Here is a 20,870-nt window from a genome sequence, read left to right as displayed (position 1 = left end):
ACTGTCAATCAGTCCCGAAGGACGTTCGCGTGAATTGTCTCCTGATTGTGCTGCCAAAGCTGTTTTCCTTATGACAAAACCGAGTTGGCAAGGGATTCAGGCAATTCCTTGCCAAAAGCCCGCTGATAGAATTCGGCAACGATCGGGCGTTCCAATTCGTCGCACTTGTTTAAAAATGTAAGGCGGAATGCAAATCCCAAATCCTTGAAAATTTCGGTGTTTTCAGCCCAGGTAATAACGGTACGCGGGCTCATGACTGTCGAAAGATCGCCATTGATGAAGGCTTGCCTCGTCATATCGGCAACATGAACCATTTGTGAAACCGTCTCGCGGCCTTCTTTGGTGCGGAAGGATTTTGCCTTTGCCAGAACAATATTGACTTCATTGTCATGCGGCAAATAGTTCAAAGTTGTCACAATCGACCAGCGGTCCATTTGCGCCTGGTTGATTTGCTGTGTGCCATGGTAAAGGCCGGTTGTGTCACCCAGACCGATTGTGTTTGCTGTAGCAAACAGACGAAAAGCAGGATGCGGTGAAATAACGCGACTCTGATCAAGCAAGGTCAAACGTCCGGACGATTCCAATACGCGCTGGATAACAAACATAACATCAGGACGACCGGCATCATATTCATCAAAAACCAGTGCAACATTTCTTTGATATGCCCATGGCAGAATACCATCCTGAAATTCTGTCACCTGCATACCGTTTTTGATAACAATCGCATCCTTTCCGACAAGGTCGATACGACTGACGTGGCTATCAAGATTGACGCGGATACAAGGCCAGTTCAAACGCGCGGCAATCTGCTCGATATGGGTAGATTTACCGGTACCGTGATAGCCTGAAACCATCACACGACGATTGAAGGCAAAACCGGCAAGGATGGCTAAAGTTGTTTCCCGATCGAATAGATAATCCGGATCAAGCTCGGGCACATTAGGATCTGTTTCGCTGAACGCTGGAACCTGCATATCGGTATCAATACCGAAAAGTTCGCGTGCCGAAACCGTTATATCCGGCACATTATCAATACCCAGATCGTCCTTTGTCATCATGCCTCCATACGGGATAAAACCGCTGTCCGAATTAAATATGAACACACCTTATAGCTATAATGTGTTTTAAATTGAAGAGCTACAAGCTCTCGATCTGTTATCAGACAGTCAGACAAGAATTTCAATGTTCCATTGAAAAGAATTGCCTTTTGGTCTTCAATTTGACGTTAGCAAAAGCCGGCATTTTTCAGCAGGTTATATGCCTGTAATACTTCGCGCAAGCGATCTTCGGAAGACCGGTCACCCCCATTTGCATCAGGGTGATGAAGTTTTACCAGAGCCTTGTATTTCGCCTTTATGTCACGGCTGGTTGCATTGGCGTCAAGGCCCAATGTCATGAAAGCCCGCGCTTCCAGTGTTTTCAATTTTCGTGGTGCGTTGGTTGCCCGGCTTTGTTGATTGAACATATGAAGCGGATCGTTTACCCGGTTCTGATAAGCGGCTGAACCGGAACGGATTCTCGAAAAATCGGCTGCAGGCTTGGCAGCAGCGGCATTGACACCCGATTTCCAGGTCGGGCGATGGCCGGTCAGTGCATCTTTCTGGAATTTCGCGATTTCTTCATCTTTCAAACCGGTGAAATAATTGAAATTCTTGTTATATTCGCGCACATGTTCGAGGCAGAAATGAAGATATTCTCCCTCATGATCGCGCCCTGCTGGAGCCCGATGAGTGCCGGGTTTTGTGCATCCTTCCCACTGACATTGGGGAACCTGAGGTTCCACCTTCTTTTTTCTGTTGGAACTGATGCGGATTGAGTCAAATAATTTCGATGTGGTCGTCATGTTTCCGACTTAAAACACAATATACATGTTTGGCAAGAATTGACTTTCGGGATTTTTGTTCCCACATGTGAGTTGCCGATTTCCTGAATATCAAGAATCGGGTGAAACTTACCGCTCACATATGGGGTTAAAAGAAGAAAATGTCCAGCACAGTTGCAGAAACTATCAAGAAAAAGCTTCAAGCTGCCTTTTCTCCATCTGTTATTGAAATTATTGATGAAAGTCATCTTCACGCCGGTCACCAACACGATGATGGCCGTAGCTTCGATGGTAAAGGTGAAACGCATTTTCGGGTCAAAATTACTGCAAAGGCTTTTAAAGGTATGAAACGGGTGGATATCCATCGTGCAATCAATCATGTTCTCAAGCATGAACTTGAAAGCGGTATCCATGCTTTGGCGATTGAAGCCAAGGCCGAGTAACCGGATGTAAGATCATCCGGTTTCATTTTACAAAACAATAAAGCCTTTTAAATCATACCGGATCAATCTTGTGCTTCAGACTGATTGTCGAACAAAATTCCGGATTTCAAATATTCCACAATTTTAAATGGTAAAGTCAATGACCGTTTATCAACGGTAATTCTGCAAGCATGTTTTTAATCTAGAGGCAATCCTCAACGTGGATGGGCTTTTTTATAAACTTCCATGAGGCGGTCGGTATCAACACCGGTGTAGATTTGTGTGGTCGAAAGACTTGCGTGACCGAGCAATTCCTGAATAGTGCGAAGATCCCCGCCACGCGACAATAAATGTGTTGCAAAAGAATGCCTGAGGGCATGCGGTGTAACACTATCGGGAAGGCCGAGGCTCGAGCGCAATTGTTGAACAGCGCGTTCGACAATTGCCCTTTGCAATTTTCCACCACGCACACCACGGAACAAAGGTTGATCGGGTGGTAAAATGAATGGGCAACAGGAAAGATAATCATCTATTGCCTCATGGACAGCCGGAATAACCGGAACGAGACGGGTTTTTCCTCCTTTGCCGGTTACATAAATGCTGGTAGCATTTTTGTCGCTAAAATCTGCAGGCGTTAGTGATAAAGCTTCCGAAATTCTCAAGCCACATCCATAACAAAGAGTGAGAATGGCGGCGTTTCTCGAAGCAACCCAAGGCTCGTCATCAAGCTGGGTTTTCTTGTCAACAATATGCAGTGCATCGGCGATATTGAGCGGTTTTGGCAAAGATTTCGGTTGTTTCGGTGTGCGCACAACGCGCGCTGCCGGCACATCGGCAAGTCCGGCACGTGTCAAAAAGTTGAAAAACGAGCGTATACCGGCAAGACCGCGGCCAAGTGAACGCGAGCCAACGCCTTCATTGCGCCGATAGGCAAGAAATGATCTTATATCGGCAACGCGAAGTTCGGAAAGATCGGAAATGTCGGGACGATGTCCGAGATGCTCACAAAGAAAACTTAGAAATTGTCGGCTATCCCGTTCATAAGCTTCAACGGTGAGTTTCGCAACGCGGCGCGTTTTTTCAAGCTGCTCGAGCCAGTCTTTGCGCGCGGACAAAAGCTTTGGCGTTGCTTCCAATAATGGAAGATCGGAGGTGGAGATCTCTGTCATGGCATCAATTTACCATGACAGAGTTTAACATCGGGTTTCTCTGTTCGAGCGACCTTAATTGATTTTTGTCGAGACAGGTTTATTTTTTTTAGTGGCTTCGCCGGTTTTATCGGATATGGCCGCTTTCGGTGCAGCTATTGCATTTTTCATATGGGCAATGTGGAGATTCATTAAGCCAGGCAAGTTGTTCATCGACATTAATTGGGCAAAGATCCAGCCAAGAAAGCCTTGTTTGTGGAGTTTTGCCAGTTGGTCGCCGGAAAGCTTGTTGAATTTCTCGGTGTCGATAATCCAGAAATTTTCGAGCCTTGCCGTCTGTCCGCTTTGCGAGCGTATGTCGATCGACTGTTTTTTGAACAGGCCCATTTTGGCAATCGTTTCCAGAAATTTGTTTGTCTGTTCCATGCTGTTTTTGAAAGCGTTCAGGAAATTGATACGATCTTCCATAAAAGGTGAAACACTGCCATCGCTGTTAAAGAGATCAATTCCTTCAACTTCGTTGAACATGCCTGATTCGGAATCGAAACAGACAGTCAATTCTTTCTGGTCAGGTGCACCTGCCAACACAAATGGATAACGGCGGACGAACGCCGGAATATATGTGTCGGGGCGCCACTTTTTATCCTTGTCAAGATAATCGTTTTCATCATTTGCCAAACCGAGCATGGCAACGGCAGTATAGGTAATTTTACCTTCTTTATCTTCGGCACCCATAAACAAAATCGGGTAGTTCAAAGCGGCCTGATAGAATTCTTCACCTGCCAATGGAACCCAGTGGGTATTTGCTGCAAAGTCGAGATTTTTCGGAGCACTGAATTTCAGTTTTTTGTGTGTTTCGCGTGAAATGGGGACGATGTTTTTATAAAAAAGCATAACTGTTGGCATAGAAACTCTCCTGAAGTGTTTTTAAAATGGCTACGTTTTGCAATGTTTTGACCCCAAAGCCGCCATTGTTGCTTTTCAATCGGGATAGAACGGTTTTCTCTCGATCCCTATTGAATATAGTAAATGAACCATATTAAAGCGAACGGCTTGAATTTTGAGCGGGTATTATTAAAAAAGTCTCAAGCTTGAAGTAAATTTTTAACAAAAGCCGATTTTTAAGAGCCGAAAGCCGTAAATTGGAGCAAAAGTAGAACCATATGGGAAAAAGCAAAGATAATTTTGTTCGCCTTGCAACCATCGCGGCAGCCCACGGTATTAAAGGCGATGTAAAACTTGTAGTATTTACCGCCGATCCTATCGGACTTTCGTCTTATGGTAAGCTATTCGACGAAAATGGCCGATCTTTCAAGATTGACCATATCAGAAAAACGGGCAACGCTGTCATTGCGCATTTTTCAGGTATTGATGATCGCAGTCACGCCGAGGCACTCAATGGAATAGCGCTTTATGTCGATCGCCAACAATTGCCGGATGATCTCGAAGAAGACGAGTTTTATCAGACCGATCTTATCGGTTTGCGTGTCAGAGACGAAAATGGTCAAGTGATCGGCAAGGTCAATGCCGTCTTTGATTTCGGTGGTGGTGATATTCTTGAACTGAAGATTGAAGGCGAGGGGCTCAAGCTCATTCCCTTTTCAAAAGCTGCCGTCCCTGAAATCGATATCGGTGAGGGATATATCTCCATTGATCGGGTTGCAGCAGGTCTTGTTGACGATGATCTGGATTTGGGTCACGAGGAGGAACAATGAGTTTCAAGGCTCAAGTACTTACTCTTTATCCGGAAATGTTTCCGGGGTTCCTCGGCCACTCAATGGCGGGGCGTGCATTGGAAAACGGCATCTGGTCCCTTGATAAAGTCCAGATAAGAGATTTCGCGTCTGACCGTCATCATAGTGTGGATGACACACCCTCCGGCGGTGGTGCCGGAATGGTCATGAAGCCCGATGTGCTCGCAAAAGCCATTGACAGTGTTGACAATCATTATCCCCGTTTGTTGATGAGTCCGCGCGGGCGCAGTTTCAACCAGAAAATGGCTCATGAATTGATAGATGGCGGGGGCGTAACGCTCGTCTGCGGCCGTTTTGAAGGTGTGGACGAGAGGGTGATTGAAGCCAGAAATCTTATCGAGGTTTCGATCGGTGATTACGTTCTTTCCGGTGGCGAGGGGGCGGCACTCATTATACTTGATTCGATTGTGCGGCTTTTGCCCGGTGTGATGGGGAACAATCAATCGGGCGAACAGGAAAGTTTTGAGGCCGGACTTCTTGAATATCCGCAATATACAAGGCCACAAATATTTGAAGGCAGATCAATTCCCGAAGTTTTGACCTCGGGAAACCATCAGGAAATTGAAAAATGGCGCAAAAACCGGTCGGAAGAAATAACCAGAGCAAGACGGCCGGATCTTTATTCGATTTACGAGAAAAATAACAGGAAAGCTTGATTCAGTTTGCGCGATAGTGTAATGGGCAAACCACGTTTTCAGATGGTACGTCATCTGCATCCGGAAATTAATGGATGGTGAACCCGCTCCTGCCGCAAGGCATAGCCGAAGGAACAAGGTTTCGAGGGCAAGAGTCGAGCGCTCTGACTGTTCGAGAAGAACATGAAGGATTGATGAGATGAATATTATACAACAGCTCGACGCCGAGCAGCGCGCAAAAATTGAAGAAAAGCGCAAACTCCCTGCCTTTCAGGCCGGTGATACACTTCGCGTTTCGGTTCGTGTGACTGAAGGTACACGTACCCGTGTTCAAGCTTATGAAGGTGTTTGCATTGCCCGTTCGGGTGGTGGTCTTAACGAGACATTTACCGTTCGTAAAATTTCCTATGGCGAGGGTGTAGAACGCGTATTTCCGGTTTATTCACCACTTGTCGAGGGCGTTGAAGTCGTTCGTCGTGGTAATGTGCGTCGTGCCAAACTCTATTATTTGCGTGGCCTTACCGGTAAAGCTGCCCGCATTTCCGAGAAAAGAGACTACCGCAAGAAGGCGGTTGATGTTCCAAGCACCGGTGTGGCTGAAACTGTCACTGTTGAAACAGTGGCTGCACCACTACCGGAAGCTGAACAGAAATCAGAATAAAAGCCGATTGGTTTTATTTGAGATAAAAGCGGCTTTTAAGCCGCTTTTTTATTGCATCGGTTTCTTTATGGAATTTGATGCGGGCTTTGCAAAATCGTCCGATCGTTCTTATCTCATGTCATGTTGATTGACTTTTGGAACAATCGCCGAATAATGGCCGATTTGAAAGTTGAAAACGCTTAATTTTTAATATTCAAGGACAAAAAAATGAGTGCCCCGCGTACACTTTATGACAAGATTTTTGAAGATCATATTGTAGACCGTCAGGAAGACGGTACTTGCCTACTCTATATTGATCGTCATCTTGTTCATGAAGTGACCAGCCCTCAAGCTTTTGAAGGTTTGCGTATCGCTCATCGTCCTGTGCGCCATCCGGAAAAAACATTGGCTGTTGTCGATCATAATATTCCGACATCGCCAGATCGAGCAAAAGGTATCAAGAACGAGCAAAGCCGCACGCAAGTCGAGGCTTTGGCAAAAAATACCTCCGAATTTGGCATAGAATATTTTAACCAGAACGATAAACGTCAGGGTATTGTCCATATTATAGGACCCGAGCAAGGCTTTACTCTGCCCGGCATGACCATTGTGTGTGGCGATAGCCATACCTCGACACATGGCGCTTTCGGTGCCCTAGCTCATGGTATCGGCACCTCCGAGGTCGAGCATGTTCTGGCGACCCAGACACTGATCCAGAAAAAATCGAAAAATATGCTGGTTCAGGTCAATGGTAGTCTACCAAAAGGCGTGACCGCAAAAGATCTTGTTCTGGCCATTATCGGAAAAATCGGTACAGCCGGTGGAACCGGCCATGTGATCGAATTTGCCGGCGAGGCAATTCGTGGCCTTTCTATGGAAGGCCGGATGACCGTTTGCAATATGTCGATTGAAGCAGGTGCACGAGCCGGAATGATTGCACCGGACGAAACCACTTTCGATTATATCCGGAGCCGTCCGCGCGCGCCGAAAGGCGAGATGCTGGAAAAAGCAATTGCCTATTGGAAAACACTGAAATCGGATGAAGGGGCACATTACGATACTGTCGTCACACTTGATGCGAGCGAGCTTGTGCCATCGGTTACGTGGGGATCATCGCCGGAAGATGTCGTGCCGGTTACCGGCGTTGTGCCGGATCCGGAAGAAATTGCCGATGAAACCAAACGTGCTTCCAAAATGCGGGCGCTCGAATATATGGGTTTGAAGGCCGGCACAAAAATGACGGATATCAAGATTGATCGGGTTTTTATCGGTTCTTGCACCAATGGACGCATTGAAGATATGAGAGCCGCGGCTGCAATGGTTAAAGGAAAAAAGGTTTCTCCCACCGTTTCGGCAATGGTTGTTCCAGGCTCGGGTCTCGTTAAAGAACAGGCAGAAAAAGAAGGGCTTGATAAAATCTTCAAGGATGCCGGTTTTGATTGGCGGGAACCCGGATGCTCCATGTGTCTTGCGATGAACGATGACAGGCTGGAGCCGGGAGAACGCTGTGCTTCAACCTCCAATCGTAATTTCGAGAGCAGACAGGGTTATAAGGGCCGTACACACCTTGTTTCGCCCGCTATGGCTGCGGCGGCTGCAATTGCCGGTCATTTTGTCGATATCAGAGACTGGAAATAGAAACTGCGGCAAATTGTATTTCCTGAAGCAAGAACTCTTTACGTTTTGATCTGGTCACTTTAAACATAGATTAAGTGAAAAACCCAACAAAGGGAGTTCGGGTATGATGACGACTAATAAAGAAGACCAGCATGATGTGGCAATCAGCCTTTTACATTTGAAGGATGCACGTTTACTTGCTCCTCTTCTTGCAAGTTATACCCAGGCGTTGAAACGGGGTGCCCCGCGTCGGCCCGACGAGTATTACGCCGAGCAACTGCTAAAGGATCGTACGGCCGAAGTACTTGGCGCTCACGTTAACGGTGAACTCGTCGGATTTGTCATTTTTTATGATCATCCCGAACCGGTTTCCGGATTGCGTGCAGGGCAGGTAGATCATATTCATGTACATCATGAGTATCAGGGTAAGGGCATCGCCAAAGCTATGATCGATCTTCTTTGTGATAAAGCCGAGGAGCGTGGCTGGACAAAGTTGATTTTGAATGCTCCCCGTATTCCCGAGGACGGGCGCAAACTTTATGAGCAAATTGCCGTAAAAGGGGATTGGACCGGCTATATTATACGGTTCGACTAAAATCACTGAAGCTCGTTTGCTCCTATAGCTTAATTATTCAAAATAAAATCAGGAAAACCGTTTTGTTTGAAAACGCAAAACGGTTTTCTGCTATTCGAGCAATATTTGAGTAAATAGGGGCGGTAACCGAGAATCAGTTTATGTGCCTACCGTCGCTTCTAAGGCCTCGCAAAAGGAAAAATATGATTGATTTTATCATGTTTTTAAACGATTAAAACGCGATTTGTAATAAAAACTCTACCCAATCCCAATGATTTGATGACAAGAATATGCTTTACTGCTTTGACGTGGAGCAAAATCCGCATTAGAAGAATAATGTTCTTTAGTTTTGACTATGGAGCATTCGGTTGTTTTTGGGTGTGACCTTTAATCCGCCAACTGAAATGGCCGGCCTGTAGCATTGGATGAAAAATATTGTTCCGGTGCATTGAAAGTTATTTCCAACCTGTTTGCAAAGCAAAACAGACGGGAGGAATGGCGGGGGTGGTTATTCCATAACCGCAGTCAAAACCAGGTCAGGAAAGCCTATGACAGATACGACAACAACAAAACCGCGTCCTATTTCACCGCATGTCAGCATTTATCGCTGGCCGATTACGATGGCGATGTCTATCGCTCACCGTATTACGGGAGGTGCTCTCTATGTCGGAACCTTGTTCCTTGCAGCATGGTTGATGGCAGTAGCTTCCGGTGGTGGGGCATTTGAAGCAGTGAACGGTTTGTTCAATTCATTTATCGGGCGCTGCATTCTGTTTCTATATACATTGGCTCTTGTCCATCACCTTGTTGGCGGTGTGCGGCATTTTTTCTGGGATACAAGAACGTATCTCCTTGAAAAACATTGCGCGACCAAAACGGCTTGGGCAACAGTCTTTATTTCCATTATCGTGACGCTTCTTATCTGGATCGTCGGTTATTGCGTTCGTTAATGGCAGGGAGAAGATATTCATGAAAAAAGATTTCAGAACAGAACTTGGAAAAGTTCGGGGCTGGGGAGCTGCCCATACAGGAACGAGCCATTTTTGGGCGCAACGTATGACAGCACTTGCCAATGTCCCGTTATTTATCTTTTTCATCGTGCTTGTTGTCTCCCTTGTTGGCAAGGATTATGCGACGGTGCATGCAACATTGGCAAATCCGATTGTAGCCGTTGTGATGGCTTTGATGGTTCTTTCCGGTGTCTATCACATGAAACTCGGGATGCAGGTCATTTTGGAAGATTATTTTCCGAATGAAGCAACACGCATCTTGATGTTGGCACTCAATACGTTCTTTTGTTACATTATTGGTGCGGGTCTGCTTCTTGCCCTTCTAAAAATTACATTGGGAGGTTGATCTCTATGGTCACCACTTCTTCAACTAGTTCCACAACAAAAAGTGGAAAAGCCTACCATTTTGTCGATCACAAATTTGACGTCGTTATTATTGGTGCCGGTGGTTCGGGGCTACGTGCAACGTTGGGAATGGCCGAACAGGGGTTAAAAACCGCCTGTATTACCAAGGTTTTCCCGACACGTTCCCATACCGTGGCAGCACAAGGTGGTATTGCAGCATCTCTATCCAATATGGGGCCGGATAATTGGCAGTGGCATATGTATGACACGATCAAAGGGTCCGACTGGCTAGGCGATATGGATGCCATGGAATATCTGGTGCGCAATGCACCGGCGGCCGTCTATGAGCTTGAACATTATGGTGTTCCGTTTTCGCGTACCGAAGACGGTAAAATCTATCAACGCCCGTTTGGCGGACATACAACAGATTTCGGAGCCGGTCCGCCCGTTCAGCGTACATGTGCTGCTGCCGACCGTACAGGTCACGCTATTTTGCACACACTTTATGGTCAAAGTCTGAAGCATAATGCGCAATTCTTTGTCGAATATTATGCACTCGACCTCATTATGACCGATGGCGTTTGCACAGGTGTTGTGGCCTGGAATCTTGATGATGGCAGCATTCACCGCTTTTCGGCAAAAATGGTTGTGCTGGCGACAGGTGGTTATGGCCGTGCCTATTTCTCGGCAACATCTGCCCACACCTGTACAGGTGATGGCGGTGGTATGATTTCCCGTGCCGGTCTACCGTTGCAGGATATGGAATTTGTCCAATTCCATCCGACTGGTATCTATGGTTCGGGATGCCTGATCACCGAAGGTGCACGCGGCGAAGGTGGCTATCTCATCAATTCGGAAGGCGAGCGTTTCATGGAACGCTATGCTCCCTCGTTCAAGGATCTTGCTTCGCGTGACGTTGTTTCGCGTTGTATGACGATTGAAATCAGGGAAGGACGCGGTGTTGGTCCTAAAAAAGATCACATCTATCTGGTCTTGAGCCACATTGATCCGGCCATTTTGCATGAGCGTCTACCGGGTATTTCCGAATCAGCCCGCATTTTTGCCGGTGTTGATGTCACGAAAGATCCGATACCGGTTATTCCGACGGTTCACTATAATATGGGCGGCATACCGACCAATTATTTTGGCGAGGTATTAAACCCGACGGAAGATGAACCCGATCGTGTTCAACCAGGCCTGATGGCCGTCGGTGAAGCAGGGTGCGCATCTGTGCACGGTGCCAACCGTCTCGGTTCGAACTCGTTGATTGATCTTGTGGTGTTTGGTCGCGCGGCGGCTATCCGGGCTGGCGAAGTTATTGATCGCAAGTCGGAAATTCCGCCAATAAACGAACAGGCAGTTGATAAGATTATGGATCGGTTCGATCGTATCCGTTATGCCAATGGAGCCAAACCTACAGCCGAGTTGCGTGAAAAGATGCAGCGCGCCATGCAGGAAGATGCGGCGGTTTTCCGTACGGAAGAAACGCTTCAGCAAGGTTGCAAACGCATTTCGGAAATCTGGAATGAATTGCCGGATGTGAAGGTAACCGATCGCTCACTCATATGGAATTCCGATCTGATGGAAACATTGGAGTTGGAAAACCTGATGGCCAATGCGATTTCGACGGTTTATTCGGCTGAAGCCCGTCATGAAAGCCGTGGTGCTCATGCACGTGAGGACTACCCTGAGCGTGACGACAAAAACTGGCGTAAGCATACGGTTTCGCGCTTGTCTGAAGATGGGAAAGTTTCACTATCCTATCGTGGTGTCCACCTCAACCCGTTAACCAAAGAGGAAGACGGTGGCATTTCGCTCAAGAAAATTGCGCCTAAGAAGCGCGTTTACTAAGGGGAGATACTGATAATGGTTCATATGACGCTTCCCAAGAATTCGCAAATCAAGCCGGGTAAGGTTTGGCCAAAGCCGGCTGATACGTCGAAACTGACCGAGTTCCACATCTACCGCTGGTCGCCGGATGACGACCAGAACCCGCGTCTCGACACTTATTATGTCGATCGTAATTCTTGCGGTCCTATGATTCTTGATGGCCTTTTATATATCAAGAATCACGTTGATCCGACTTTGACATTGCGGCGTTCCTGTCGTGAAGGTATTTGCGGCTCTTGTGCCATGAATATTGACGGGTCCAACACCCTTGCCTGTATTACAGGCATGGATGACGTTAAACATCCGATCAAGATTTATCCTTTGCCATCTATGCCGGTGGTAAAAGATCTGGTTCCTGATCTCAACCGGTTCTATGCTCAACACCGCTCGATCGAGCCCTGGTTGCATACAGTTTCACCTGAACCGCAGAAAGAATGGTTGCAAAGCCATGAAGACCGCCAGAAACTGGATGGGCTTTATGAATGCATTCTTTGTGCATGTTGCCAGACATCCTGCCCGAGCTATTGGTGGAATGGTGATCGCTATCTGGGACCGGCTGTATTGTTGCAGGCCTATCGTTGGATTGCCGATTCGCGAGATGAAGCAAAGGGTGAACGTCTTGATAATCTGGAAGATCCGTTCCGGCTCTATCGTTGCCACACAATCATGAATTGTGCGCAAACATGCCCGAAGGGGTTGAACCCTGCAAAGGCTATTGCCGAAATCAAGAAATTGATGATTGAACGGCGCGTTTAACGACTAGGTTCAAGTCTATTTCATTTAAAAGCCGCGTGAATTTTCACGCGGCTTTTTTAATTAGTCCTCGACATTTTCGAGTGTTCTTGAAACACGACAAGGTCGTAAAATACGCGGGTTCATAAAAATACGAGAGGTGCGGCTTAAAAAACAGTTATGTTTGTAGGTGAAAAGCCGAAACCTGCGAAAGGCAATTATGTGGATTGCCTAACCGTTAAGAGGCTATGTTTTCCGGTATATCAATAATATTGGCTCACCGGTTTAGAGCTTTGTTACATCATGACCAGATGTAAATTACCGCGCTTCCACCAATTTTTTGAGTGCCGACTGAATTGTATTTCTTCAAAAGGAAATGGGCGCGTCGCAATCCATATGATCAAGCATAATTTTCATTCCAATTCCGGAGGCTTCATTTAACTCTTAGGGATAATTTTTATTGAACGATTGAGAATGATTTTTATTGAACGGTTGGAGATGTTTTTTGTTGTTTTGCCGAGCGGGATAAGTGGAACTATCCATGTTGATGAAGTTTCGCTCATTTTTAGCCAACCCGCTTCAAGGCTTTTTTCTTCGGATACAATTTTCCAAGTGGTCAACGGGCTGACTTTATTAAGCCGGATGATGATGGAAGTTTATGTTCCGTTTTCAATGGCTTTCGCAATCGTGATTCGGAAACGGTAAAAATCCTTGATTTTTAAAAAGCTTAAAATCCGGAATGAACATAATCCGGTTTCTTGGCTTAAAAAAACCGGACAGCACTTTATTATGTGCCAAAGGGCATGGGGTTCATAATTGTTGAATTGCAAGATCTAGTCTTTGCCAGTTGCTTGACTGATGTGGTCTTGACGAAATTACAAAAAGCGGGCCGGAAAGGAGAACAAGGGAATGACCGGTGGAATAAAAGCAGGGAAGTCGTCATGCAAAAAACGGGAAAGTCGTCATGCGAAAAGTGCAAAGCGCGGATTGACCGGCCGCCAACGCTCTCCAATCCGGTTTTTGAATTATTGAGAACCCGAATTAATATTAGGGGCACGAATTTTTCATTTTGTTATCAGACCCGATTCGAGGGATACTCGCTTGGTACGGGTCTGATTGTTGGAGTCGTCTTCTCTTTCAGGGAATTTGCTTTTCCTTGATCGAGCTCAATCTTAGAGCGCTTCACCTAAAAGAAGTTTGGGAGAACCGTCAGTAATTCCGGCCGCCTCCTGAATGAAATAATTTTTCATTTTCGGCATTCGTTCAACGAGACCAAGACCGACATCGCGCAACAAACGGATTGGCGAAATGTCATTGGAAAACAGTCTGTTAAGCACATCTGTTGTTATCCCCATACGCACCGTCTCGAATCTGCGCCAAGCCTGATAGCGTTCGAGCCCGACAATGGAGCCAATATCAAGGCCAAGGCGAGCCGTTTCGACGATAATTTGTGCAAGTGCCGCAACATCCCTAAACCCGAGATTCAATCCCTGCCCTGAAATCGGATGAATGCCATGGGCCGCGTCTCCTGCAAGTGCGAAACGCGGTTTGACAAAACTTCTCGCCAAAGTGAGGCCGAAGGGGAAAGCACGTTTTTCTCCCACCACTTTCAACGCACCAAGATGATGTCCGAAGCGGGCTTCAAGTTCGGATTCAAAAACAATATCATCGGCAGCCATCAGGCGTTCGGCGTCTTTATTGCGTTCGTTCCAGACAAGCGATGAACGGTTGCCTTTAAGCGGCAAAATGGCAAAAGGTCCCGCAGGCAGAAAATGTTCTTCGGCACGTCCATTATGCGGGCGCTCATGCTCGACAGTACAAACAATACCCATTTGCCCATAAGGCCAATAAATTGTTTTGATATCGGCAATGTCACGAAGCTTCGAGCGCACACCATCGGCAGCGACAAGAAGTCGGGCCTGCAATGTCTCACCATTGCTCAAATCGATATGCATTTCGTTACCGTTATTAGTAAAATTACTGACGCTCAAAGCTTCTAAAACAGGTATTTCCAATTCTTCCGCACGACGGTGAAGCGAGGCGTTCAGATATTTGTTTTCCACCATATAGGCAAAAGGTTCTCCGGGAGCGACGTCGCCATCAAAGGTGAGGAAAACCGGTCTCACCGGATCACTATTACGTGAGTCGGTAATAATCATGTCATTGATCGGTTGTGAGAGCGGCTCGATTTCATCCCAACATTGAAGTTGTCTCAACATACGAATGGCCGCTGCCGCAATTGCCGATGCACGCGGATCGGTTTTCCAACTATCCTTCGGGGCAGCATCAATTACTGCAATCTTGAGGGACGGCACAGCCTGTTTAATCGCAACGGCGAGTGAAAGACCGACATAGGCACCTCCTGCAATGACGAGATCCAGAACTTTATGGGGGTGGATTGCCGAAGAAGACATAGAGCTTCCTTTCGTAAGTATTGATTGGGCGGGATGGTTGTTGACAATCATCTGCTTTCCTGTTTCACCTAATCGGTTTCGTTCAACTATCCAAGTGAATATGGCTCATGACCGATCGACTTCAACATCTATTATCCATACTGGATTTAGAAAAAATAGACCAGAATTTGTTTCGTGGTCAAAGCGGAAATTCGCATTGGCAGCGTGTTTTTGGCGGTCACGTTATTGCGCAGGCCTTGGTTGCTGCCCATCGCAGTGTTGCACCGGACAGATTTATCCATTCCCTCCATGCTTATTTTATCCGTCCCGGGGATCCTGATCATCCGATTATTTATGAAGTCGAACCACTTCGCGACGGAAGAAGCTTTTCTGTGCGGCGGGTTGTTGCCAAGCAGAATGGCGTTGCTATTCTTTCGTTTTCATCATCCTTTCAGGTTGATGAACCGGGGCTTGATTACCAGCGCCCTATGCCGGAAAATTTGCCTCAGCCCGAGACATTGTCCGGTGAACAGGCAATAGACAAAGCGATTCTTGAATCTGCACCTGATAATATTCGTGATTACTGGAACGAGCAGCGTCCGTTTTTGATTCGCCCTGTCGATCTTGATGATTATCTCAATCGCGACAAACACCGGCCGGTGCAACGCTGCTGGTTCAAACTGAATGGCAAAGTCGCCCCTGCCAGAAGCCTGAATTCAGCTCTTCTTGCCTATCTTTCAGACATGACCTTGCTTGATACATCGCTGATTGTGCATGGCTTATCGGTTTTGACCCCCGGTCTCATTCCCGCGAGCCTCGATCATTCTATGTGGTTTCATCGTCCGTTCAGTCTTGATGACTGGATGCTCTACGACATTGAAAGCCCCAACACCCATGGCGCACGTGGATTTAGTCAGGGATATATCTACACGCGCGACGGAACATTGATTGCAAGTGTGGCTCAGGAAGGCCTCATCAGGCTTGTCAGCCCCAAACCATGACGATTAAGAAGAAAAAGTAAGACATATCTAATTAATCAAACCGGATTTAGCCAGTTTTATTATAATAAAAATTAATCATATTTCTGTATAGAGTTACATTTATAAAAAATTATATTTTAAAATAAACAATTCGATCAATAAAATAATTTATCAAGTAAATAATATTATTCACATAAAATTATTATTATGTGAAACGAAATTGTAAGGACAATGGATAGACCGGAAGCGGTGTCATAACTTTATCAATTTCAACCAATTTATTATCAAGCTAGCGACAGACAAACTTCTTGCAGACTCCTTGTCCGGTTTGTTCCCCTTCCAGAAGCGAAATTTTTTCAATGTTTGGTGCCAATTGGCATGAAGCTTGAATGGCTTTCTGTGTTGTTGAAATTTTTAAATCCTTTTTTGGTCAACATAAATCGAGGAGTTGTAGGAGACATGAAGTTTATTTCCGCAATTATAAAGCCATTCAAATTGGATGATGTGAAAGATGCTCTTCTAAATATTGGCATAGATGGCCTTACCATTACCGAAGTCAAAGGATATGGCCGTCAGAAAGGGCATACCGAAATCTATCGCGGTGCAGAATATGCCATCAGTTTTTTGCCTAAAATAAAAATCGAAGTCGCGGTTCCAACCGATCAACTTGACCGGGTACTGGAAGTCGTGACCGAGGCCGCTCGCACCGGCCAAATTGGCGATGGTAAAATATTCGTCTGGTCTCTTGATAGAACTTTGAGGATTAGAACCGGCGAAACCGACGAAAATGCGCTTTAGAAAATCTTCTGCCAAAGGCAAAATGCCAAAAAAATAGGCAAAATGTGAAAATGGTTATCATATAAGCTTTTTTTATTGAGCTATATCGCGGGGCAGAACGGTTGGCATGAAACTTGTTAGGTAAGTAAATGAGTGAACGTAAAGCGCGTTCTTTTCCAAATGGAGAGGTTTGATGGCGAGTTTGAAAAAATTGATTCCTGTGGCTATCGGGGCGTTTGCATTAATCGGGACGGATGCAGGCTATGCGCAGGAGGTAGAAACAGTCACCGAAGTCGTTAATGAAATTCCGGCTAAAATAGATTCTGGTGATACTGCATGGATGCTGGTTTCAACGGCATTTGTTCTGCTCATGACCATACCGGGGCTTGCCCTTTTTTACGGTGGCATGGTGCGCAAGAAAAATGTTCTGGCAACAATGATGCAAAGCTTTGCAATTTGCTGTCTTATCAGCGTTATCTGGTTTGTTGCGGGCTATTCTTTCGCGTTTTCCGGAAAAAATCCGTATTATGGCGATTTTTCATTGTTGTTTTTAAAAGGCATATCTATTGATGACCTGAATGGAACATTTCCTACCTATCTTTGGGTCACGTTCCAGATGGCCTTTGCCGTTATCACACCGGCACTTATTACCGGTGCATTTGCCGAGCGTATGAAATTTTCCGCAATGTTGTGGTTTATGGGATTGTGGTCGCTTCTTGTTTATGCGCCCATTTGCCATTGGGTCTGGGGCGGCGGTTTTCTCGGACAAGATGGTGTCCTCGACTTTGCTGGCGGGACGGTCATTCACGTCAATGCCGGTGTCGCCGGTTTGATTACTGCGCTTGTTCTTGGGAAACGGCAGGGTTATCGCACCGTTAACATGGCTCCGCATAATCTCACACTGTCGATGATCGGTGCTTCTCTGTTGTGGATCGGCTGGTTCGGTTTCAATGCCGGTTCTGCCGGTGCTGCAAACAAAGTTGCTGCCGTTGCAATGTTGAATACGCAAATTGCCACTGCTGCCGGTGCTTTGTGCTGGATGATTGCCGAATGGGCTGTATCCAAAAAGCCGTCGGTTCTCGGCATTATTTCGGGTGCTGTTGCCGGCCTTGTGGCCATTACTCCGGCAGCAGGTTTTGTCGAGCCATCCGGCGCAATCATAATCGGCATCATCGCCGGACCGGTTTGCTATTTTGCTTCCGTTTTTGTCAAACGTGCATTGGGCTATGACGATTCGCTTGATGCGTTCGGAGTTCATGGCGTAGGCGGTATTATTGGTGCACTTTTGACCGGTTATTTTGCTTCCGATATTTTCTTTTCCGATCCGGAAGCTTACGCAAAAGTTTCTGTACTCAATCAGGGATTCGGTCTCGTCGTCGCCATGATATACACTGCGGTTGTCACAACCATCATTCTTTATGTTGTGAAGGCCGTCATTGGCTTGCGTCCGACAAAACAGCAAGAAATTGAAGGACTCGACATTTCCTTGCACGGAGAAACAGTCCAGTAGATTTTCAGTAGTATAAAAAAAGAAAGCCCGTTTTCCACAAAACGGGCTTTTTATTTTTCAGGCTTTTTTTATTGGTTAATAACCCGTTAACTCTCTCGCTTTATAGTCGATCATAAAAAATCTCTTTCGACTATTATCGGGTTTTCAGGTTAGGTTATGCGTCAGGATTCATCCCCTTATGATTTGACAACAGATGGTGCTTATCAAAGCCCGCATCTGGTGGAGATGTTTTCCCGACAACTTGGCTCGTTTGTCGGTATCGGCATATTGGTATTGATAGGCCTTGCCGCCGCCGCCTTGGCAACATGGAATGTTGCAGATCCGTGCCTGAGTTATGCCAATAATAATCCGGTTACAAATATCATGGGGTGGCCGGGAGCCGTCTTTGCAGATATTGCCATGCAATTTTTCGGGCTTGCCAGTGTCGCGGCCCTTCTTCCTCCTTTCTTTTGGTCGGTTCTTCTGATTGCCCAAAAAGATATAGGAAGACCATTACACCGGCTTTTTTTCTGGCTAATTTCGGCATTCTGTTTTTCAGGTCTTATCGCGCTGGTGCCGCCTTTCGCGCATTGGCCCATGCCAATCGGACTTGGTGGTGTCTTTGGCGATAAAATCCTCAATTTTGCCAATCTTTTTCTCGGATCCGTGCCGGCGGTGGTTTCAACATCAATCATTGCTGCCATTTTAGGACCCTTGGCATTTTGGACCGCCGCCATAGCGGGGGGCGTTGTCGGGCGCCGTAGCCCCAAGAAAAAAGCAAATTCCAGACGGAAAGCGGAAAACCGTATGGGAACAGAGGAAGATGACGGTCCGGCACGCGCATCTTTGATGGTTACTGTTCTTGGCGGAACAATGCATCTTTTCTATCTGTTGAGAGCAGAAATCGGCCGCCTTTTTCATCGCAAGGAACCGATGTTTCCTCCGGTTCCGAATTTTGAAGGGACGAATGCGCTCTATCATGAACGGGTCGAACCCGAATTTTCAACTTCCTCCGACACCGCACCGGATGAAATGCCATGGGCCGAACCGGAACAGGAAACTGTCCTTCCAAGAGAAACAGCAAGCAAAGCGAAGTCGCGGCTTGCCGATGGATTCGAGTTACCCAGTGTCGACTTTCTGGCCGAACCGAAGCCTATCGAAAAAAGTGATCTTCTCACTCCCGAAGCTTTGAAAGAAAGAGCAGGCCAGTTAGAGAGTGTATTGGAAGATTTTGGCGTCAAAGGGCAGATTATCAATGCGCGTTCGGGACCGGTTGTAACGCTTTACGAGTTCGAGCCTGCACCGGGTATAAAATCCTCTCGTGTTATCGGATTGGCAGATGATATTGCCCGTTCGATGAGCGCTATTTCCTCTCGTGTTGCTGTTGTTCCGGGGCGTAATGTTATCGGTATTGAACTGCCCAACCCGAAACGCCAGATTGTCTATCTTCGTGAAATTATCGCGACCCAGGACTTCTATAAGAATAAAGCCAAACTCGGTCTTGCTCTCGGCAAGACAATAGGTGGCGAGGCTGTCATTGCCGATCTTGCGAAAATGCCGCATCTGCTTGTTGCGGGTACAACAGGTTCGGGTAAATCGGTTGCAATCAACACCATGATTCTTTCACTCCTTTACCGGATGACACCGGAACAATGCCGGATGATCATGGTCGATCCGAAAATGCTGGAATTGTCTGTTTATGATGGAATTCCCCATCTTTTAACACCGGTTGTTACCGACCCTAAAAAAGCCGTTGTTGCGTTGAAATGGGCAGTTCGCGAAATGGAAGAACGCTACCGTAAAATGGCGAAAGTCGGCGTCAGGAATATTGACGGTTTTAATGAACGGGTCAAAGAAGCCGAACGTAAAGGTGAACAGCTTTCAAGAACTGTTCAAACCGGTTTTGATCATGAAACCGGCGAGCCGATCTACGAGACCGAAACTCTTGATCTGACAACGATGCCTTATATCGTCGTCATTATTGATGAAATGGCGGATTTGATGATGGTTGCCGGAAAAGATATCGAGGGAGCTGTCCAACGTTTGGCACAAATGGCACGTGCTGCCGGTATCCACGTAATTATGGCAACGCAACGTCCTTCTGTCGATGTGATTACCGGTACAATCAAGGCGAATTTCCCGACTCGTATTTCATTTCAGGTAACCTCCAAAATTGATAGCCGTACGATTCTCGGAGAACAGGGTGCCGAACATTTGTTGGGGCAGGGCGACATGCTTTTCATGATGGGGGGTGGCCGTATCCAGCGTGTTCACGGACCATTTGTCGGAGATGAAGAGGTTGAACAGATTGTCCAGCATCTCAAGAGTCAGGGTGTTCCGGACTATCTTGATGCCGTTACACAAGAAAATGATGATGGCGATAATGACATTTCAGGTGGCTCCAGCCATTTTGAAGATTCGCAAGACCCTTATGATCAGGCGGTTGCCGTTGTCTTGCGGGATCGCCGTGTTTCAACCTCCTACATTCAACGTCGGCTCGGTATCGGCTATAATCGTGCTGCAACGATTGTTGAACGGATGGAAGAAGAAGGTTTGATAAGCCCTGCCAATCACGCCGGAAAGCGTGAAATTCTTGTTCCCGAAGAAGGCGAAAATTTTTAAAGACTGAATTTCATGTCATT

At 46.5% G+C, this 20,870-nt stretch carries 19 protein-coding genes; 14 read left to right on the top strand and 5 right to left on the bottom strand.

Translation table 11 applies throughout. The annotated features are described in order from the left end of the window. Positions 1 to 68: 68 nt before the first annotated feature. Together cobS and H3S83_RS00825 are read right to left on the bottom strand one after the other, a co-directional pair. Complete coding sequence (gene cobS, locus H3S83_RS00830; RefSeq protein ID WP_077973181.1) at positions 69 to 1,055, bottom strand: cobaltochelatase subunit CobS; 987 nt, start codon at positions 1,053 to 1,055, stop codon at positions 69 to 71. Between the two features lie 170 nt (positions 1,056 to 1,225). Beyond that, entirely contained in the window at positions 1,226 to 1,843 is a 618-nt protein-coding gene (locus tag H3S83_RS00825) for a J domain-containing protein (RefSeq protein ID WP_077973180.1), read from the bottom strand. A 140-nt stretch (positions 1,844 to 1,983) separates the two neighbouring features. Here H3S83_RS00825 and H3S83_RS00820 point away from each other — a divergent pair, with 140 nt between their 5' ends. After that, positions 1,984 to 2,265, top strand: a complete 282-nt coding sequence (locus H3S83_RS00820) for a BolA family transcriptional regulator (protein ID WP_077973179.1) — start codon at positions 1,984 to 1,986, stop codon at positions 2,263 to 2,265. Positions 2,266 to 2,459: 194 nt separating this feature from the next. Here H3S83_RS00820 and H3S83_RS00815 read toward each other — a convergent pair whose 3' ends face one another. Beyond that, a complete protein-coding gene (locus tag H3S83_RS00815) occupies positions 2,460 to 3,413 on the bottom strand; it encodes a tyrosine recombinase XerC (protein ID WP_198238638.1) in 954 nt (317 codons plus the stop codon). Positions 3,414 to 3,467: 54 nt separating this feature from the next. After that, positions 3,468 to 4,298, bottom strand: coding sequence for a SapC family protein (locus tag H3S83_RS00810; RefSeq protein ID WP_198225616.1), 831 nt, complete (start codon positions 4,296 to 4,298; stop codon positions 3,468 to 3,470). 257 nt (positions 4,299 to 4,555) lie between these two features. Here H3S83_RS00810 and rimM point away from each other — a divergent pair, with 257 nt between their 5' ends. The 9 genes from rimM to H3S83_RS00765 all read left to right on the top strand — a co-directional run bounded on the left by rimM (position 4,556) and on the right by H3S83_RS00765 (position 12,613). Continuing rightward, the gene (gene rimM / locus H3S83_RS00805; RefSeq protein WP_198238637.1) at positions 4,556 to 5,107 is read left to right on the top strand and encodes a ribosome maturation factor RimM; all 552 of its coding nucleotides are present in this window, start codon (positions 4,556 to 4,558) and stop codon (positions 5,105 to 5,107) included. Continuing rightward, positions 5,104 to 5,802, top strand: coding sequence for a tRNA (guanosine(37)-N1)-methyltransferase TrmD (gene trmD, locus H3S83_RS00800; RefSeq protein ID WP_198238636.1), 699 nt, complete (start codon positions 5,104 to 5,106; stop codon positions 5,800 to 5,802). The genes rimM and trmD overlap by 4 nt, the downstream gene beginning before the upstream one ends. Positions 5,803 to 5,980: 178 nt before the next feature. Then, a complete protein-coding gene (gene rplS / locus H3S83_RS00795) occupies positions 5,981 to 6,442 on the top strand; it encodes a 50S ribosomal protein L19 (protein ID WP_077973169.1) in 462 nt (153 codons plus the stop codon). 207 nt (positions 6,443 to 6,649) lie between these two features. Further along, on the top strand, positions 6,650 to 8,059 hold the full coding sequence (gene leuC, locus H3S83_RS00790) for a 3-isopropylmalate dehydratase large subunit (RefSeq protein WP_198238635.1): 1,410 nt from the start codon (positions 6,650 to 6,652) through the stop codon (positions 8,057 to 8,059). Positions 8,060 to 8,165: 106 nt separating this feature from the next. Continuing rightward, entirely contained in the window at positions 8,166 to 8,633 is a 468-nt protein-coding gene (locus H3S83_RS00785) for a GNAT family N-acetyltransferase (RefSeq protein ID WP_198239623.1), read from the top strand. Between the two features lie 527 nt (positions 8,634 to 9,160). Continuing rightward, entirely contained in the window at positions 9,161 to 9,562 is a 402-nt protein-coding gene (sdhC, locus tag H3S83_RS00780; RefSeq protein WP_077973165.1) for a succinate dehydrogenase, cytochrome b556 subunit, read from the top strand. Positions 9,563 to 9,581: 19 nt separating this feature from the next. Further along, positions 9,582 to 9,968: a succinate dehydrogenase, hydrophobic membrane anchor protein gene (sdhD, locus tag H3S83_RS00775; RefSeq protein ID WP_078040192.1), complete on the top strand. Its 387-nt coding sequence runs from the start codon at positions 9,582 to 9,584 to the stop codon at positions 9,966 to 9,968. A gap of 5 nt (positions 9,969 to 9,973) precedes the next feature. Continuing rightward, positions 9,974 to 11,818 (top strand): succinate dehydrogenase flavoprotein subunit, encoded by a 1,845-nt coding sequence (sdhA, locus tag H3S83_RS00770; protein ID WP_198238453.1) that lies wholly within the window; start codon positions 9,974 to 9,976, stop codon positions 11,816 to 11,818. Positions 11,819 to 11,833: 15 nt separating this feature from the next. Next, on the top strand, positions 11,834 to 12,613 hold the full coding sequence (locus H3S83_RS00765; RefSeq protein ID WP_077973159.1) for a succinate dehydrogenase iron-sulfur subunit: 780 nt from the start codon (positions 11,834 to 11,836) through the stop codon (positions 12,611 to 12,613). Positions 12,614 to 13,761: 1,148 nt separating this feature from the next. Here H3S83_RS00765 and H3S83_RS00760 read toward each other — a convergent pair. Continuing rightward, positions 13,762 to 15,003: a ubiquinone biosynthesis hydroxylase gene (locus H3S83_RS00760; RefSeq protein ID WP_198238634.1), complete on the bottom strand. Its 1,242-nt coding sequence runs from the start codon at positions 15,001 to 15,003 to the stop codon at positions 13,762 to 13,764. Positions 15,004 to 15,110: 107 nt separating this feature from the next. Here H3S83_RS00760 and H3S83_RS00755 point away from each other — a divergent pair, with 107 nt between their 5' ends. The 4 genes from H3S83_RS00755 (at position 15,111) to H3S83_RS00740 (ending at position 20,850) form a co-directional block, all read left to right on the top strand. Then, on the top strand, positions 15,111 to 15,983 hold the full coding sequence (locus tag H3S83_RS00755) for an acyl-CoA thioesterase II (RefSeq protein ID WP_198238633.1): 873 nt from the start codon (positions 15,111 to 15,113) through the stop codon (positions 15,981 to 15,983). Between the two features lie 438 nt (positions 15,984 to 16,421). Continuing rightward, the gene (locus H3S83_RS00750; RefSeq protein ID WP_077973154.1) at positions 16,422 to 16,760 is read left to right on the top strand and encodes a P-II family nitrogen regulator; all 339 of its coding nucleotides are present in this window, start codon (positions 16,422 to 16,424) and stop codon (positions 16,758 to 16,760) included. A 319-nt stretch (positions 16,761 to 17,079) separates the two neighbouring features. Next, positions 17,080 to 18,249 carry an ammonium transporter gene (locus H3S83_RS00745; RefSeq protein WP_246741753.1) on the top strand — a complete coding sequence of 390 codons (1,170 nt, stop codon included), beginning with the start codon at positions 17,080 to 17,082 and terminating at the stop codon, positions 18,247 to 18,249. Positions 18,250 to 18,405: 156 nt separating this feature from the next. Further along, on the top strand, positions 18,406 to 20,850 hold the full coding sequence (locus H3S83_RS00740) for a DNA translocase FtsK (RefSeq protein ID WP_198238631.1): 2,445 nt from the start codon (positions 18,406 to 18,408) through the stop codon (positions 20,848 to 20,850). Positions 20,851 to 20,870 lie beyond the last annotated feature (20 nt).

This window comes from Bartonella sp. W8122 (genome assembly GCF_016102485.1).
Classification (GTDB): Bacteria; Pseudomonadota; Alphaproteobacteria; order Rhizobiales; family Rhizobiaceae; genus Bartonella; species Bartonella apihabitans.
Note: the sequence above shows the minus strand (reverse complement) of the source record. Positions and strands in the feature narration are given on the sequence as shown.

What these genes read in the sequence shown, in the direction of transcription:
- cobS (WP_077973181.1), bottom strand. Translation starts at nt 1,055, where the DNA reads ATGACAAAGGACGATCTGGGTATTGATAATGTGCCGGATATAACGGTT.
- H3S83_RS00825 (WP_077973180.1), bottom strand. Translation starts at nt 1,843, where the DNA reads ATGACGACCACATCGAAATTATTTGACTCAATCCGCATCAGTTCCAAC.
- H3S83_RS00820 (WP_077973179.1), top strand. Translation starts at nt 1,984, where the DNA reads ATGTCCAGCACAGTTGCAGAAACTATCAAGAAAAAGCTTCAAGCTGCC.
- H3S83_RS00815 (WP_198238638.1), bottom strand. Translation starts at nt 3,413, where the DNA reads ATGACAGAGATCTCCACCTCCGATCTTCCATTATTGGAAGCAACGCCA.
- H3S83_RS00810 (WP_198225616.1), bottom strand. Translation starts at nt 4,298, where the DNA reads ATGCCAACAGTTATGCTTTTTTATAAAAACATCGTCCCCATTTCACGC.
- rimM (WP_198238637.1), top strand. Translation starts at nt 4,556, where the DNA reads ATGGGAAAAAGCAAAGATAATTTTGTTCGCCTTGCAACCATCGCGGCA.
- trmD (WP_198238636.1), top strand. Translation starts at nt 5,104, where the DNA reads ATGAGTTTCAAGGCTCAAGTACTTACTCTTTATCCGGAAATGTTTCCG.
- rplS (WP_077973169.1), top strand. Translation starts at nt 5,981, where the DNA reads ATGAATATTATACAACAGCTCGACGCCGAGCAGCGCGCAAAAATTGAA.
- leuC (WP_198238635.1), top strand. Translation starts at nt 6,650, where the DNA reads ATGAGTGCCCCGCGTACACTTTATGACAAGATTTTTGAAGATCATATT.
- H3S83_RS00785 (WP_198239623.1), top strand. Translation starts at nt 8,166, where the DNA reads ATGACGACTAATAAAGAAGACCAGCATGATGTGGCAATCAGCCTTTTA.
- sdhC (WP_077973165.1), top strand. Translation starts at nt 9,161, where the DNA reads ATGACAGATACGACAACAACAAAACCGCGTCCTATTTCACCGCATGTC.
- sdhD (WP_078040192.1), top strand. Translation starts at nt 9,582, where the DNA reads ATGAAAAAAGATTTCAGAACAGAACTTGGAAAAGTTCGGGGCTGGGGA.
- sdhA (WP_198238453.1), top strand. Translation starts at nt 9,974, where the DNA reads ATGGTCACCACTTCTTCAACTAGTTCCACAACAAAAAGTGGAAAAGCC.
- H3S83_RS00765 (WP_077973159.1), top strand. Translation starts at nt 11,834, where the DNA reads ATGGTTCATATGACGCTTCCCAAGAATTCGCAAATCAAGCCGGGTAAG.
- H3S83_RS00760 (WP_198238634.1), bottom strand. Translation starts at nt 15,003, where the DNA reads ATGTCTTCTTCGGCAATCCACCCCCATAAAGTTCTGGATCTCGTCATT.
- H3S83_RS00755 (WP_198238633.1), top strand. Translation starts at nt 15,111, where the DNA reads ATGACCGATCGACTTCAACATCTATTATCCATACTGGATTTAGAAAAA.
- H3S83_RS00750 (WP_077973154.1), top strand. Translation starts at nt 16,422, where the DNA reads ATGAAGTTTATTTCCGCAATTATAAAGCCATTCAAATTGGATGATGTG.
- H3S83_RS00745 (WP_246741753.1), top strand. Translation starts at nt 17,080, where the DNA reads ATGCTGGTTTCAACGGCATTTGTTCTGCTCATGACCATACCGGGGCTT.
- H3S83_RS00740 (WP_198238631.1), top strand. Translation starts at nt 18,406, where the DNA reads ATGCGTCAGGATTCATCCCCTTATGATTTGACAACAGATGGTGCTTAT.